Origin of the sequence: Microbulbifer sp. THAF38 (assembly GCF_009363535.1) — a bacterium.
Classification (GTDB): domain Bacteria; phylum Pseudomonadota; class Gammaproteobacteria; order Pseudomonadales; family Cellvibrionaceae; genus Microbulbifer.
Genome location: NZ_CP045369.1, coordinates 4,474,259 through 4,488,307, shown reverse-complemented (window position 1 = coordinate 4,488,307; position 14,049 = coordinate 4,474,259). Strand labels below are relative to the sequence as shown.

Annotated in this window: 12 protein-coding genes and 1 tRNA gene; 4 read left to right on the top strand and 9 right to left on the bottom strand. The window is 55.5% G+C overall.

The features are described 5' to 3' along the window. Position 1: 1 nt before the first annotated feature. From FIU95_RS19485 to FIU95_RS19450, 8 genes are all read right to left on the bottom strand, one after another. Positions 2-1,009, bottom strand: coding sequence for a hypothetical protein (locus FIU95_RS19485; RefSeq protein ID WP_152455705.1), 1,008 nt, complete (start codon positions 1,007-1,009; stop codon positions 2-4). A 986-nt stretch (positions 1,010-1,995) separates the two neighbouring features. Continuing rightward, positions 1,996-2,071: transfer RNA gene (locus FIU95_RS19480), tRNA-Phe, on the bottom strand. A 125-nt stretch (positions 2,072-2,196) separates the two neighbouring features. Then, positions 2,197-2,472 (bottom strand): oxidative damage protection protein, encoded by a 276-nt coding sequence (locus tag FIU95_RS19475; protein WP_152455703.1) that lies wholly within the window; start codon positions 2,470-2,472, stop codon positions 2,197-2,199. A gap of 15 nt (positions 2,473-2,487) precedes the next feature. Then, a complete protein-coding gene (gene mutY, locus FIU95_RS19470; RefSeq protein WP_152455701.1) occupies positions 2,488-3,573 on the bottom strand; it encodes an A/G-specific adenine glycosylase in 1,086 nt (361 codons plus the stop codon). Positions 3,574-3,812: 239 nt separating this feature from the next. Continuing rightward, a complete protein-coding gene (locus FIU95_RS19465; protein WP_152455699.1) occupies positions 3,813-4,340 on the bottom strand; it encodes a hypothetical protein in 528 nt (175 codons plus the stop codon). A 338-nt stretch (positions 4,341-4,678) separates the two neighbouring features. After that, positions 4,679-6,844: an AsmA family protein gene (locus tag FIU95_RS19460; protein WP_152455697.1), complete on the bottom strand. Its 2,166-nt coding sequence runs from the start codon at positions 6,842-6,844 to the stop codon at positions 4,679-4,681. A 175-nt stretch (positions 6,845-7,019) separates the two neighbouring features. Further along, positions 7,020-9,164 carry a TonB-dependent receptor gene (locus tag FIU95_RS19455; protein WP_152455695.1) on the bottom strand — a complete coding sequence of 715 codons (2,145 nt, stop codon included), beginning with the start codon at positions 9,162-9,164 and terminating at the stop codon, positions 7,020-7,022. A gap of 87 nt (positions 9,165-9,251) precedes the next feature. Then, positions 9,252-9,551 carry a hypothetical protein gene (locus FIU95_RS19450; protein ID WP_152455693.1) on the bottom strand — a complete coding sequence of 100 codons (300 nt, stop codon included), beginning with the start codon at positions 9,549-9,551 and terminating at the stop codon, positions 9,252-9,254. A gap of 116 nt (positions 9,552-9,667) precedes the next feature. On the opposite strand from FIU95_RS19450, the gene hisB reads away from it, so the two are divergent. Genes hisB through hisF form a run of 4 tightly spaced genes read left to right on the top strand, consistent with a single transcriptional unit; the run spans position 9,668 to position 12,450 of the window. Further along, positions 9,668-10,255, top strand: a complete 588-nt coding sequence (hisB, locus tag FIU95_RS19445) for an imidazoleglycerol-phosphate dehydratase HisB (RefSeq protein ID WP_152455691.1) — start codon at positions 9,668-9,670, stop codon at positions 10,253-10,255. Then, complete coding sequence (hisH, locus tag FIU95_RS19440; protein ID WP_152456473.1) at positions 10,255-10,905, top strand: imidazole glycerol phosphate synthase subunit HisH; 651 nt, start codon at positions 10,255-10,257, stop codon at positions 10,903-10,905. The genes hisB and hisH overlap by 1 nt, the downstream gene beginning before the upstream one ends. A gap of 52 nt (positions 10,906-10,957) precedes the next feature. Continuing rightward, complete coding sequence (hisA, locus tag FIU95_RS19435) at positions 10,958-11,689, top strand: 1-(5-phosphoribosyl)-5-[(5-phosphoribosylamino)methylideneamino]imidazole-4-carboxamide isomerase (protein WP_152455689.1); 732 nt, start codon at positions 10,958-10,960, stop codon at positions 11,687-11,689. After that, the gene (gene hisF, locus FIU95_RS19430) at positions 11,689-12,450 is read left to right on the top strand and encodes an imidazole glycerol phosphate synthase subunit HisF (protein WP_152455687.1); all 762 of its coding nucleotides are present in this window, start codon (positions 11,689-11,691) and stop codon (positions 12,448-12,450) included. Before hisA ends, hisF begins: the two co-directional genes overlap by 1 nt. A 134-nt stretch (positions 12,451-12,584) precedes the next feature. Here the strand turns inward: hisF and FIU95_RS19425 are convergent, their stop codons facing one another. Then, positions 12,585-13,946, bottom strand: a complete 1,362-nt coding sequence (locus FIU95_RS19425; RefSeq protein WP_152455685.1) for a S41 family peptidase — start codon at positions 13,944-13,946, stop codon at positions 12,585-12,587. Positions 13,947-14,049 lie beyond the last annotated feature (103 nt).

Genomic DNA, 14,049 nt, shown 5'->3' with positions numbered 1-14,049 from the left:
TCTATGGTAAATCTGGGTTGTGCAAGAGGCCAGCATGAGCTGGCCAAGAATAAATATTATTATTACCTTCTTCAAAATTTTCGCCGTAAGTAAGATATAAGGGCGCTTCTTTATGCTTGTAAAGTAGATGCCCATTCTTTTCTCTAGTGATTAGCATTCCATTGTCGAATTCTTCAAGGATTTGAACATCAGGTATGTTTTTCGCATTTTCTGACTCTATATCTAGGGGGTACTTTCCAGACAGATCATAAGAAATCATCCTTGCGATAATTTTTGGAGCTAGTGCGAATTCTTGATGGAGAAGTTCAGCATCATTTGCTAACCATATTGAGCCATTAGGATTATGGCCAACTATATGAATGGTTTTTTTCTGTAATTTTGCTAGAGCCCTGTTTATTTTTTTCTGATTCCTGCTAATTAGGGTCTTGGGTGTAGTTGAATCCGTCGGATATTTCTTGTGTAAATTTTCGATTTCTTTTTTATTTTCTTCTTCATTTAATCTGCGTACTGATCCATTGTAAGGGAATGACTGAAAAATAGCCGAATTCTGATAAATGAGTTTTTCCTTACTCTTATCGTTACCTTCTTCTTTTTTTTCAAATGTGGAATAGTCGGCTTTAAACTCAATAACTTCGGCATTCGGTTTTAAACTATATCTTGTTGATATTAATAACAGTAAATCATCATTAATATTATCTGTATAATCAGATGTTTTAGAGTTCTCTGGTAATTGTTCGCTCAATACTTCTTGATGGGTTGCCCAGTCAATATCTTTTAGAGCATCTGTGTAAGCTAATTTCAAAGTCTCTCTGGTATTTATATCTAAGAGAGCGTTTCTAAATGGTTCTGCAGTTGTTTCTGCCTCTTTTGCTCTAGAATTATTAATCGAAGTATTTACTGCAGCTCCGATTAGAGCGCCGACTAAACCAAATTGGGCGCCAGAACTTCCGCCAGCATTTGATGGAACAAATTCCTTAATAATTCCTTCCTGTTGTACCTGAGAAACCACTTTTAAGGTAGAATCGTGTTTAACAATAGATGGATCAAAATTTTTATACCTTCGGTATACCAGTGTAGTTTAGCTGGCAATTATACAAGAATTTTATTTAGTAATTTTTTTCAGATTGCTGATTCTGGCTTCTATAATCTACGACTTAAAATACTTATCAGCATTTAGCATTTAGCATTTAGCATTTAGCATTTAGCATTTAGCATTTAGCATTTAGCATTTAGCATTTAGCATTTAGCATTTAGCATTTAGCATTTAGCATTTAGCATTTAGCATTTAGCATTTAGCATTTAGCATTTAGCATTTAGCATTTAGCATTTAGCATTTAGCATTTAGCATTTAGCATTTAGCATTTAGCATTTAGCATTTAGCATTTAGCATTTAGCACTCTTTGATTTTGCGTTTATGCTCCGGGCTACTTTGGCAGCTAGATGAACAATTTTCAGGTAAGGGTAGAATGGCATTTTAGTGCTTTGCTTAGTGGGCTTTTTAGTCTACAAGCCCATTTCTTGGTGAGAAACCTAGATACAGGAGATCTTTAAGTAGGCAAGGTCTGCTGCAAATCACCTTAGATTTATGTTTATTGCTGCCTTCTGGTCCTTCATCATCTAAAATTTTAGAGCGTTTGGAGATATACGCATTCCATTAAAGCTATTGATTGACCTTGAATTGCACTGAAAAGACGGGAAATCAAGAAATTATTTATGTGTCCTTAAGTCTAGTTTCGGCCTTATAGCCATTAAGACCATGCGTGGGGGGGCTCGCTGTTGGCGTGGCTTGAAAGAAGTAAGTGAACTTACTTAGAAATTAAAAAGTCAATCTTGAGTGGAGTCTTCTTTTTAAGAGCTGGGAGATAAAGCAATTAAAATAGCCATTTAGTTGTTCTGCCTCAGCCTGGCACATCTCCCCAAGCTATAACGGCGACTATCATCTAGGTGTCCGAGCATAAAAAAAGCCCCATCCTTGCGGATGAGGCTTTTTAAATATGGTGCCCGGAGGCGGAATCGAACCACCGACACGGGGATTTTCAATCCCCTGCTCTACCGACTGAGCTATCCGGGCTTTGCGATCTTGCTGGGCTTCCCCTGCGTCGCGAGGCGCGTATTAAAGCCTTATCGCGGGGCTGAGTCAACCCCTTGATTGTAAAAAGTTTTTTTTCTTTTGCGGGGAGGCTTTGCGGGGCCCGTTTACTGCTGTTCCGGGGGCACGTAGCCGTCGGCTGCGTCGTACTCTTCACCGCTCAGGAACTTCATCATCTGCTCGCTCAGGTAGGCGCGGCTGGAGGGTTCCATCATATTGAGGTGCTTTTCATTGATCAGCATGGTCTGGTGTGACATCCACTCCTGCCAGGCTTTTTTGGAAACGTGCTCGAAGATATCAACGCCTTTGGGGCCGGGGAAGGGCGGTGCGTCCAGGCCTTCCAATTCCTCTTGGTACTTGCGGCAGAATACGGTTCTGGACATGGACTCCTCCTGGTTCTAGTCGGCCGTAGTTGGGGCGAGCAGGGGTGCCTGCAGCGCCAATAGTTGTTTTGCCAGCTTCACGATTGGGGCGGGTAGCCCCAGTTCCTGGGCCGCGCGGGCGCGGTTTAGTTGTCGCAGTTTATACCAGCCGGCGCCGCTCTCCGCCACCTGGGTGGAGACTTTGTCGAGCTGTACCCACAGCGGGGTAATATCCAGGTGGAAGTGGGTAAAGGTGTGGCGCAGCAGCGGTAGCGTGTGTATTTCACTGGCGCGCCAGCGCTGTTGTTTGAGCCAGGCCTTGGCATCTTCTGCTTGGGGAGGACACCAGAGGCCACCCCAGATACCGCTGGCGGGGCGCTGCTCTAGATAAATTTTGCCCTGGTATTCCAGTAGTAACAGGGTGGCGCTGCGCACCGGTTTTTCCTTACGCGGTTTTTTGCCGGGGTAATCCTGCGGATTGCCTTGGGCGTGGGCCACACAGGATTTCTTTAACGGGCACTCTTCACAGCGGGGTTTGCTGCGGGTGCACAGGGTGGCACCCAGATCCATCATCACCTGGGTGTAATCGTTAACGCGTTTGTCCGGAGTGTAGGTCTCGGCCAGCTCCCACAATTGATTGGCCACGGCGCTCTGCCCCGGCCAGCCTTCCACGGCGTGGAAGCGCGCCAGTACCCGTTTTACGTTGCCATCCAGAATCGGCGCTCGGAGTCCCATGCTGATACTAGCAATGGCGCCGGCGGTGGAGCGGCCAATGCCGCTCAGCTCGGTGAGCGCTTCTGCATCCCGTGGAAATTCCCCACCGTGTTCCTGCAACACCGTCTGTGCACATTTGTGCAGATTGCGCGCGCGGGCGTAATAACCGAGGCCACTCCAGTGAGCCAGCACCTTATCCAACGGCGCGGTGGCGAGGCTCTCCAGGGTGGGAAAGCTCTGCATAAAGCGTTCGAAGTAGGGAATCACTGCGCTGACCTGGGTCTGCTGCAGCATGATCTCGGAAACCCACACGCGATAGGGATTGATCTTCTGCTGCCAGGGCAGGTCCTTGCGCCCGTGTTTGTCGAACCATTTGAGAACGGCGTTTTGGAACTGCTTTGGGGTCATGGAGATACTGCGGGCTGGAGTTTGTGATGGAAACCTTGGGGCCGTGCACGAGTTAACCTCGGTGCACTTTGCCTGGGCCTTAGCGACGGAAGAGATTTTTCATGGTTTCTCTCAATTCGTCGACCTTTTCTTCAGCCTAATCGCCATATTTTTTCGGTGAGCGCAGGCCTTGCCGCCCATCTTATCTTGCTCAGGTCTAGCTCAGGCTGAGCAGTACCGTGACGATCTCCGCTTAGCGATCAGACCTGAATGCCCTCTTCCGGGACATAGAAATAGCCGACAAAGCGATAATTGGTGGCTGCCATACCATAGTTATGGTTAGCCGTCTCCAGCTGCTTGGGCAGAATTACAAAGCCGGGCCCGTAGTTTTTCACCCCGTGAGCGCCGGGTTTGTGAGTCCAGTAGCCGGTTTCCGGGTCCCGCCGGTACCAGTGGTGATCGGTTGTGGACTTATACAGCGCAACACAGTAATAACCCTGGGTGAAAGGCGGGGGATCGTTTGCTGGGGCGTTGGCAACATAGGCCATACCATCGCGCTTGGCACCCTCAATCAGACGGTCATTGTCCAAGCCCGCGTCATAGCCGGAGTAGGAGCCTGGGTCTGGCTTGCCCCTGTGGGGCTCCTCGCAGTTTGCGGCCCAGGCATAGCAGTTCACGTGGTGGTTACCCCAGGCCTCCTCTGCAGGTGTGTTTTTCGCAGCGCTAGTCACCAGCTTGGTGATCACCTGCTTGGATTGATTGTCTCGATTCCGTTCCAGTAATGGCATTTGTTATTCCTGTTATTTGACCAATTAACCCCATAGAGTTTGAACGAATTTTGGGAAAAGAAAGTGTAGGTAATAAGGAAATTGTCGTGCGATGAGAAAAAACTCAACCGATGTAAAAAATAGCTTGGGTGATCTCGGCACACTTGATGGCCACCCCCATGCATAGGCTAAAGACTGCATTAAGTCATTCGCAATAACACCGCCTTTTGAGTGGCTTATTCGAATTCTCTTTGCCTGGTTATTTTTCGCTCTTGTGCTTGGGGGAAGGATTGTGCAACTGAATAGCGTGGGTGACTGGGGGGGAATTGCGCACCGGGCGGAACCCGGTGCGGCTTACATTAACGGCCGAAAAGATTTTTCAGTTTGTCTTTCAGCTCGTCGACTTTTTCTTCTACCTTATCGCCATATTTTTTCTTAGCTTTGTATTTCAGCTCCTCGCGCAACAGGTCGTCGAGGCGGCGGCTGTCGGGTTTACAGGTTGTTGGGCCCACATCGTCGAAGTCGGCTTTGCAGCGCAGCGGCAACGTGCGGTTACGCCAGCGCTTGTTCTTGACAGTGCAGCCATCGGCGGAGGTGCTCTCGCCCACTAGAGCGAGGCCGAGGGCGAAGTCGAAGTCCTGTTTCTTCAGGTCCACCTCGCCATCGCCGGTCATGGCGATATTCTCGATGCCAGCGAGAATTTCGGTCACTTTTACTTCGTCGCCTTTCACTGCGATGGTGGCGCGCACATCTTGTAGATCGGTCTGGGCGGGCCAGTTTCTCTCCGGTAGCGGAGTATTCTCGGCGTAACTGAACAGCTGGCACATGCTCTTCTCCAGATTGAAGGGCGCTATGGATAGCTCCTTGCTAGAGACATTGACGGCGGCGCGCAGGTTTTGTTGCAGGTCCGTAGAGGTCTTGCCTTTGGTCTGTCCGTCCCAGTTGACGCTGGCTTCGCCGGCTATCTGCACTTTTTCACTGGGGAACAACGCTTTCTGTACCTTGCCGATATCCACACCGACCAGGCCGCCGCGCACCTGGCCCTCTGCGGTTTGGGCGCGGGCGTTGAACTGACCATTGCTATTGAGCTGGCCGCCGTAGAGGTCGGCACTAAGTTTTTGCAGCTGGTAGAGGCCGTTATCTACGGTGAGTTGGATTTCCGGGCTGTCCAGTTGCAGGCCGGCAGCCTGTAGCTGGTCCAGGGCCAGGCTAATATTGGCGTTAAAACCACGCAGGTCGCTGAGAGGCAGGGGTTCGGCGGGTAGCTGCTCACCGGCTTTGGGCTTGGATTTCTTTTCCGTCTGCTGGGCGCTTAGGGTCTCCGCGGAAGTTGGGGTCTGGGTAGACTCCTCACTCTGTGCGGTGGCTTCGGTAGAGGGGGCCTTCGTTGCTGGTGCCCCGCTTGTTTGTTCGCCAGTCTTCTCGCTCTTCTCTTCTGCCGGTGGCAGATAGTTATCCAGGTTAAAGGCGCCGCCGCGCAGGCTCAGGTCGAGCCCCGGCATCTCTGCATTGCGCACTTGGGCATTACCGTTAAAGGTGGTGCCGTCGAGCTTTAATTGCAGTGGTGTCAGGTTGAGTTTTTGTTCGGTGCCTTCGATGCTGGCTTCGATATTCAGCTTTTGCAGTGCGGCGCTGTCGCGAGTCACGACTTCGCTGCCGGTCAGTTCCAGCCAGGGGCGTAGGGGATCGGCGCTGGCGTTCAAGTTCATCTGCACGCGCCAGGGTTGGTTGCCGTTGTCGCGGCGCACGTAGCCGCGCAGGTGCATGGTGGCCTTGGCGTTGTTATCGGAAGTGAGCACCAGCTGCAGAGGTTGCAGGCGCAGGCCGTTGAGGCCTTCATCCAAAGCCAGGGTGCTGTCCATTTTAAGTTTCAGTGGGTAGCGTAAGTCGCTGCCCGTCACACTGGCATCGGCGCTGAGCTGACCCGGTTCGCCGCCGGGCACCAGGTTGTCGGCGCTGATGTTCAGGTTTTCCACTTTATAGGCTTTGCCCGTGCGGGCGTCGCTGTAGGAGAGCAAGCCCTTTTCAATGCGCAACTTGTTCAGGCTGAGCTCAACCTGTTGCTCGGCGGGTGTCTCTGTTTCCTTGGGGATCTCCAGCTTGGGCGGCTGTTTTTTCTGCGCTTCCAGTGCCTCACTGATCAATTCCCAGTTGCCGCGCCCCTCTTTGTCCACCGTGAGTTCGATCTGCGGTGCCACCAGCACGATTTCCTCGGCTTCCACCCGGCGTTGCAGCAGCGGCTTGAGGGCGACACCCACGGCAATTTTATCGGCGCGCACCAGGGTTTCTTTGGGCAGCTGTAATGGCGCCATGGTGACATCGTTTAATTGCAGCCCTACCTGTGGCCACAGTTGCCAACCGATATCGCCCTGGAGTTGCAGGGAAATGCCCTGCTTGGCGGCGAGTTTTTCCAGTTGCGGCTTGTATTGATTGATGTCGAGGCCGGCCAATAGCCAGGCGACAGCGCCGGCGAGCAGCAGGAAAACGACCAATAGAGCGATAAGTGTGCGCTTGATCCAGGCCATGGAGAGGATTGTCCCTGTGTTTTTTAGAAGGTACGTCGAGCGTGTTTCAATACTTCAGACGCCGCGGTGGGGGTTGATGTTCCCACAGGTTGTCACCGAGAGCCTATCCGGCAAGTGTAGGAGATGCAGCCCCGCGGAGCTGGGCGCGCCGCGGGGCCATTGAAGCAGTTGTGACTTAGAAAATAAACCGCACGCCGGCTTCGATACTGCGGCCTGGGGCCGGGGCATAGTCGCGCAGTAGGGAGGTGGAGTTGCGAATTTCTTCGTCGAGCAGGTTGCGGGCGCTGGCGAAGAGCACGGCGTCGCTGCTGCCGATCTTGAGGTTGTACTCGGCGCTCAGGTCCATGCGGGTGTAACCATCGGTGGGTTCTTCATAGGCGCCGGCGCGATCCTGGTCCGCCGCCTTTACAGTGCGCCATTCCCAGCCCCACTGGTCGTACTCGGCTCCCAGGGCCAGGCCCATACGCAGCGGCGGCATGCGCGGTACATCGGAGCTTTCGCCGGCGATGGCATCATCGAAGCTGGCGCGCACCATATCGCCAAACAAGGTGACATAGTGGCCTCCCTGTAAAGGGAAGGTCACTGAGGCCTCGGCACCGTAGAAAGTCGCATCGCGGTTGGCGTAGGCATAGACCGGCAGCTCCTCTTCCTCACCGTCGGTGTTTTGCGCGTAGATATAGTCACTGATCTGGTTGTAGAACACACTGGCCTCAATACGCGCAGCGTGCCAGCCGTTGGCGGCTTCATTGTGGTGGTGATAACCCAGTTCCAGGTTAACGCCGTTCTCTTTATCCAGCTGGTTGTTGCCCAAGAGGTAGCGGGATTCCGCCAGGTGCGCTCCGTCGGCAAACAGCTCCTCGGCCACAGGAGCACGCTCGGAGTGGGTAGCGCCGAAGCTGATATGCTGGTGCTCGGCAAGGAAGTACTGCAGTGTGGCGCTGGCGCCGACCAGATTGAAATCGCGGTCTTTGTCGATTTCCGGGTCTATTTCTACTCGCTCCAGGCGTGCGCCCAGGTCCAGGTGCCAGTCGCCCCACTCGCGCTCTTTCATGGTGAAAAAGCCGGCGCTGCGGGTGTGCGAGGGTTGGATAAAGGCGTGGCCACCCACTGCGGCAAAGTCTTTGTCGGTCAATTGCAGGCCATAGGCACCGCGCCAGCCGTTGCCGGCATCGTGGGTTATTTCGATTCGGCTCTCCCAGGCCTCGTTGGTGAAGCGGGTGCCCGGATTGCCGGCATCCAGCTCCACATGCTCGTAATCGTTGTAGCCGATGCGCAGGCTCAATTTGTCCCAGTAATCGCCGTCGAAGCGGTGCTCACCTTTCAGGTCATAGCGGGTTTGCACCAGGTCGATACGTATCGCATCGATCTCACCGGCCTCGGCGTGCTCTTCGTGTTCATCATGGTCATGTTCATCGTGATCGTCGTGGTCTTCACCCGCATGCTCCTCCTCATCATGGTGATGCTCATGGGTGCCCAGGGGGATGCCGTAATTGTTTTCCAGCCGGTTTACGGAGAAGCCGATAAAGCCGCGTTCGGTGATCCAGGAAACCCCACCGCTATAGCTGTGGGCGCGGGCATTAATGTTGCCCACGAAGCCATCGGTGTTGAACGCCTCCTCGTGCTCGCCTTCTTCGCCGGCGTGCTCTTCGTGTTCATGGTGTTCTTCATGCTCGCCATGCTCAACGATAGCGAGGCCCGGGATTTCGGTATCGTCATTTTCCCGGTAGACACCGTCCACATACCAGGCCAGCTGCCCGGCGCCGCCGGTGAAGCGAAATACCGAGGCATCCTGGTTGTCGGCGCTGTTGTGGCGCAGCTCTACCGCGCCTTCCACTTTCTCGGGCACGGCGGTGGGAATGCGTCCGTCGGTAATATTCACCACACCGCCCACGGCACCGCTGCCGTAACGCAGGGCGGCGGGGCCGCGCAGTATCTCAATGCGCTCGGCCAGCAGGGGTTCGATGCTGGCGGCGTGATCGGCGCTGGTGTTGGAAGCGTCGGATACATCCAGGTTGTCACTGAGGATTTTTACCCGGTTGGCACTTTGGCCGCGGATAACCGGCAGGCCCACGCCACTGCCGAAGGAGGCATTGGCCACACCGGGCTGGTCCTGCAGAGTCTGGCCCAGGGTAGCGGCTGCGGATTTTCGCAGTGCGTCGCCGGAGAGAATAGAAACCGGTGCTGCCACGGCATCGGCGGGTTTATCCAGCGGCGAAACGGTGACATTCACCTCTTCCAGTGCCGGGTTGTTTTCAGCAGCGTAAATAGCGGGCGCAGCCAGGCTGGCAATGGCCAGGGCCAAGGTATTGAACTTGGTCATTTGTTTTGTATGTCCTGTCACAGGCGGATGCTGCCTTACGCGCACAGGCGCGGGCATCCACAAAATAAATTGTTGGTTTTTTTAGGGTTAGCTGAGAGACAGGGACAGGGGAGGGGCGCGCGCGCTCTGGCGCTCCGGCTGGCGATCGCGCGCTGCTAGCGCAGAGGGCCGGTTGTAGTGACTTTGGGGCTCAGCCTGAACGAGGGGTGGCTCGCTGCCGAGTGCTGCAGGCGAATGCATGCAGCACAGGTCACACAGTTCCACCTGGCTGTTACCGAGATGGAAGTGCTCCGCCCACAGCGGCTGAGCTGCTACTAATGCGAGTAGCAGGAACAGGCTGGCCCAGTAATGGGATTTTCGGCGCTTTAAGGTAACCATACCGCGCATGATATGTGCTTGTGGTTACGAATCAAGTTTCATCTGACACTAGCGAACCACAGAAGGCATCATTCATCTTATAATCTGCGCCCTCTGTCTTATTGCTCATAAAAGGAACGCTTTCGATGCGCAAGGCTAGCGTCACCCGCGACACACTGGAAACCAAGATTCAAGTCAGCGTCAATCTGGACGGCCAGGGGCACGGCCAGTTTGCTACCGGCGTTCCTTTTCTCGAGCATATGCTCGATCAAATTGCCCGTCATGGCATGATCGACATGGATATTCGCTGCGATGGCGATATTCATATTGACGACCACCATACGGTGGAAGATATCGGTATTACCCTCGGCAAGGCCATTACCCAGGCTCTGGGGGACAAGAAGGGCATGACCCGTTACGGCCACAGTTATGTACCCCTAGACGAGGCGCTCTCCCGCGTGGTGATCGATTTCTCCGGTCGCCCCGGTCTGGTGATGGATGTGCCCTTTACCCAGAAACGCATCGGCAATTTCGATACCGAGCTGTTCTATGAATTCTTCCAGGGCTTCGTCAACCACGCCCTGGTGACCGTGCACATAGATTGCCTGCGCGGCCACAACGCCCACCATCAGGTGGAGACCGTATTCAAGGCCTTCGGCCGCGCCCTGCGTATGGCGCTTACCCTGGACCCGCGTATGGCCGGCACCATGCCCTCTACTAAGGGGGTGTTGTGATGGGCCGGATCGCGGTTCTCGATTACGGCATGGGCAACTTACACTCGGTTGCCAGTGCCCTGGATAAGGTGGCGCCGGAAGCCGAGGTGGTGCTGGCACAAACTCCGCAGCAGGCCCAGGGGGCCGAGCGCTTATTAGTGCCGGGTGTGGGCGCTATTCGCGACTGTATGGCGGGCTTTGTTGAGGCGGGTTTTGCACCGCTATTGAAGGACGCTATTGCGGCGGGTACACCGGTGTTGGGTATTTGCGTGGGTATGCAGATCATGATGCGCCACAGCGAGGAGAACAACGGCATCGACTGCCTGGATATCTTTCCGCAGCCGGTGAAGTTTTTTGGCAACGACCTGCCGCTGGCAGCCACCGGCGAGCGCTTAAAAGTGCCGCATATGGGCTGGAACCAAGTACAACAAACCCGTGAGCACCCGCTGTGGGCCGGCATTGCCGATGGCAGCCGTTTTTACTTTGTGCACAGTTACTATGTACCGGCTGAAGACAACGGGGATCTGGCTGGGCGCACCGAATACGGTGTGCCTCTGGCCGCTGCGGTGGCACGGGAGAATATCTTCGCCACCCAGTTCCACCCGGAGAAGAGCGCCGATACCGGCCTGCAACTTTTAAAGAACTTTGTCAGTTGGAATGGCCGGGCCTGAGCCCCGCCAACGATTCCTGACTTCGATAACCACCGCCGACGAAAGGCAGAGCATGATTGTAATTCCCGCTATCGACTTGAAAGACGGCCAGTGCGTGCGCCTGCGCCAGGGCGAAATGGACGACGCCACCGTATTCTCCGACGACCCACTGGCCACCGCCCAGCACTGGGTGAATGAGGGGGCCAAGCGCCTGCACCTGGTAGATCTGAATGGTGCCTTCGCCGGCAACCCGGTCAACGGTGAAGCGGTCACGGCCATCGCCAAACAATTTCCCAGTTTACCGGTGCAGATCGGCGGCGGCATCCGCGATTTGCACACCATCGAGCGCTATCTGGATGCCGGGGTGCAATGGGCCATTATCGGCACCGCCGCGGTGAAGCAGCCGAAGCTGGTCGAGGAGGCCTGTCGCGAATTCGAGGGGCATATCATCGTTGGACTCGACGCCAAAGATGGGCTGGTCGCTACCGAGGGCTGGGCCGAAGTGTCTGAGCTGAAAGCTACCGAGTTGGCCAAGCGTTTTGCAGATTGCGGCGTCAGCTCCATTGTGTATACGGATATCGCCCGCGACGGCATGATGCAGGGCGTGAATATCGAAGCCACCCTGGAATTAGCCCGAGCGGTACAGGTGCCGATAATCGCCTCCGGTGGTGTCAGCAGCATTGAGGATATCGAGCAGCTGCTGGAAACCGGTGAAATTTACGGTGCGATTACCGGCCGGGCTATTTACGAGGACAAGCTGGACCTGCGCGCGGCGCAGCAGCTCTGCGATCAACGGAGCAAGTAATGGCACTGGCGAAACGTATTATTCCCTGCCTTGATGTCGATGCCGGACGCGTGGTGAAGGGTGTCAATTTTGTCGATATCCGCGATGCCGGAGACCCGGTAGAAGTCGCCCGCCGCTATAACGAGGCGGGTGCGGATGAAGTCACATTCCTGGATATCACCGCCACCCACGAGCAGCGCGACACCATACTGCACACCGTGGAAAAGATGGCCCACGAAGTGTTTATTCCTCTCACCGTGGGCGGTGGTGTACGCACCCTGATGGATATTCGCAACCTATTGAATGCCGGTGCCGACAAGACCGCGATCAACTCCGCAGCGGTGAAAAACCCCGAGTTTGTGCGCGAGGCTGCCGAGCGCTTCGGCAGCCAGTGCATCGTAGTGGCGATTGACGCCAAGCAGGTGGGGGAGAACCGCTGGGAAATCTTTACCCACGGCGGGCGTCAGCCCACCGGCATAGATGCTGTAGCCTGGGCGAGACAGATGGCGGAGTACGGAGCCGGAGAAATACTGCTCACCAGTATGGACCGGGATGGCACCAAAAATGGTTTTGACCTGGCCCTGACCCGCGCAGTAAGCGAGGCGGTGCCGGTGCCGGTGATTGCCTCCGGTGGCGTCGGTAACCTGCAACACCTGGCCGAAGGGGTTTTACAGGGGGGCGCCGATGCGGTGCTGGCGGCCAGTATCTTCCACTTCGGCGAGTACAGCATCGCCGAAGCCAAGACATTTATGCAGGAAGCGGGAATAGAGATGCGGCTCTAGTCCCATGGACTGACGCTCGAAATGGACTGACGCTGGAAGAAGGGTGGGGTGTTTTAGCCGGGGTGTTTTAGCCGGGGTAGTTGCAGCCAGAGTGGCTGCGCTGGCGGCGGGCCGGAGCCCGCCGCGCGCCGTTACTACTGTTCATCTGCGCGCGCAAAGCGTTCGTGCAGACCCCGGTCCCTGTGAGCGTAGAGATTCAGCCCTTTAAGTACATTGAGTGCTTCGAAGATCTGGTTGTCGCGATCCATCCAGTTGTCGCGCTCCCCCTCTTCCCGTTCTCGAGCGCGGTCTTCCGAGGTGCGATCGGCACCACCGTTACCATTGTTCAAATGTCCGGCCAGATCTGCCTCGGTGGGGCGCTGCATGTCTTTCAGGCGGGTGACCTTGGCGCGTTCTACAACGATGTCCGGCGTGATGCCCTGGGCCTGGATGGAGCGGCCGTTGGGGGTGAAGTAGAGCGCGGTGGTGAGCTTGATGGCGCGCTCGTTATTGATGGGGATGACCGTCTGTACCGAGCCCTTACCGAAACTGTCGGTCCCCATCACCACGGCGCGGCGGTGATCCTGCAGGGCGCCGGCGACAATTTCCGCCGCCGAGGCGGAGCCGGCATTGATTAGTACCACCAGTGGGGCGCCCTCGGTCAGGTCGCCGGGCTCGGCGGAATAGCTCAGATTGGCGGCCTCATTGCGGCCTTCGGTGTAGACCACCAACCCTTCTTCAAGAAAGGCGTCAGCCACTTCCACCGAGGACTGCAGCACACCGCCGGGATTGTTACGCAGGTCGATAATCAAACCCTTGAGAGAGCCTTTCTTCTGAAGTTTGATCAGCTCTTCCGCCACATCGGCGCCGGTATCCAACTGAAACTGGCTGATGCGTAGATAGCCGTAGCCTTCGTCGAGCACTTTGCTGCGCACACTGCGCACGCGCACGGTGTCTCGCTTGAGGGTGACGTCGAAGGGGGTCTTGTGGCCCTTGCGGGCGATGGTGAGGGTGACGCTGCTGCCCTTGGGCCCACGCATCCACTCCACCGCCTCATCGAGGCCGACCCCTTTCGTTGATTTGCCCGACAGTCGCAGTATCACATCGCCCGCCTTGAGGCCCGCGCGGGAGGCTGGGGTGTCATCCATGGGGGTGATGACGGTGATGCGGTTGTCTTCGATACCCACTTCAATCCCGAGGCCGGCAAACTCACCGGTGGTGTTGGCCTGCAGGTCGTCGAAGGAGCGGCGGTCTAGGTAGGAGGAGTGGGGATCGAGGCCCTGCAGCATGCCTTTGATGGCGTATTCCAGCAGGGTGCGGTCGTCCACTTCTTCCACGTAACCCTGGCGAATCTGCTCGAACACTTTGGCGAAGCTACGCAGATCTTCGAGGGGGAGGCGCCCGCTATTTACGGTGGCGGCATCGGGTTGCTGGCCACCTTCGCTGAAACCCATCAATGGCAGGGTTGTGAGGGCGGCGGCTCCGAGAAATGTGGTGAGCGCCTTAGAGATGGACATATTGTTGTGACCTCTGCCTTATTTCTTCGCTGCTTTGCGAAAGTGTAGACCGCAGAGATTGGCAGGGATTCTAATGCGCCGCCAAATTCTACTGTGCCAGAAG

Excerpts from the sequence above, each read along its gene's own strand:
- FIU95_RS19475 (WP_152455703.1), bottom strand. The coding sequence starts at position 2,472 with ATGTCCAGAACCGTATTCTGCCGCAAGTACCAAGAGGAATTGGAAGGC.
- mutY (WP_152455701.1), bottom strand. The coding sequence starts at position 3,573 with ATGACCCCAAAGCAGTTCCAAAACGCCGTTCTCAAATGGTTCGACAAA.
- FIU95_RS19465 (WP_152455699.1), bottom strand. The coding sequence starts at position 4,340 with ATGCCATTACTGGAACGGAATCGAGACAATCAATCCAAGCAGGTGATC.
- FIU95_RS19460 (WP_152455697.1), bottom strand. The coding sequence starts at position 6,844 with ATGGCCTGGATCAAGCGCACACTTATCGCTCTATTGGTCGTTTTCCTG.
- FIU95_RS19455 (WP_152455695.1), bottom strand. The coding sequence starts at position 9,164 with ATGACCAAGTTCAATACCTTGGCCCTGGCCATTGCCAGCCTGGCTGCG.
- FIU95_RS19450 (WP_152455693.1), bottom strand. The coding sequence starts at position 9,551 with ATGCGCGGTATGGTTACCTTAAAGCGCCGAAAATCCCATTACTGGGCC.
- hisB (WP_152455691.1), top strand. The coding sequence starts at position 9,668 with ATGCGCAAGGCTAGCGTCACCCGCGACACACTGGAAACCAAGATTCAA.
- hisH (WP_152456473.1), top strand. The coding sequence starts at position 10,255 with ATGGGCCGGATCGCGGTTCTCGATTACGGCATGGGCAACTTACACTCG.
- hisA (WP_152455689.1), top strand. The coding sequence starts at position 10,958 with ATGATTGTAATTCCCGCTATCGACTTGAAAGACGGCCAGTGCGTGCGC.
- hisF (WP_152455687.1), top strand. The coding sequence starts at position 11,689 with ATGGCACTGGCGAAACGTATTATTCCCTGCCTTGATGTCGATGCCGGA.
- FIU95_RS19425 (WP_152455685.1), bottom strand. The coding sequence starts at position 13,946 with ATGTCCATCTCTAAGGCGCTCACCACATTTCTCGGAGCCGCCGCCCTC.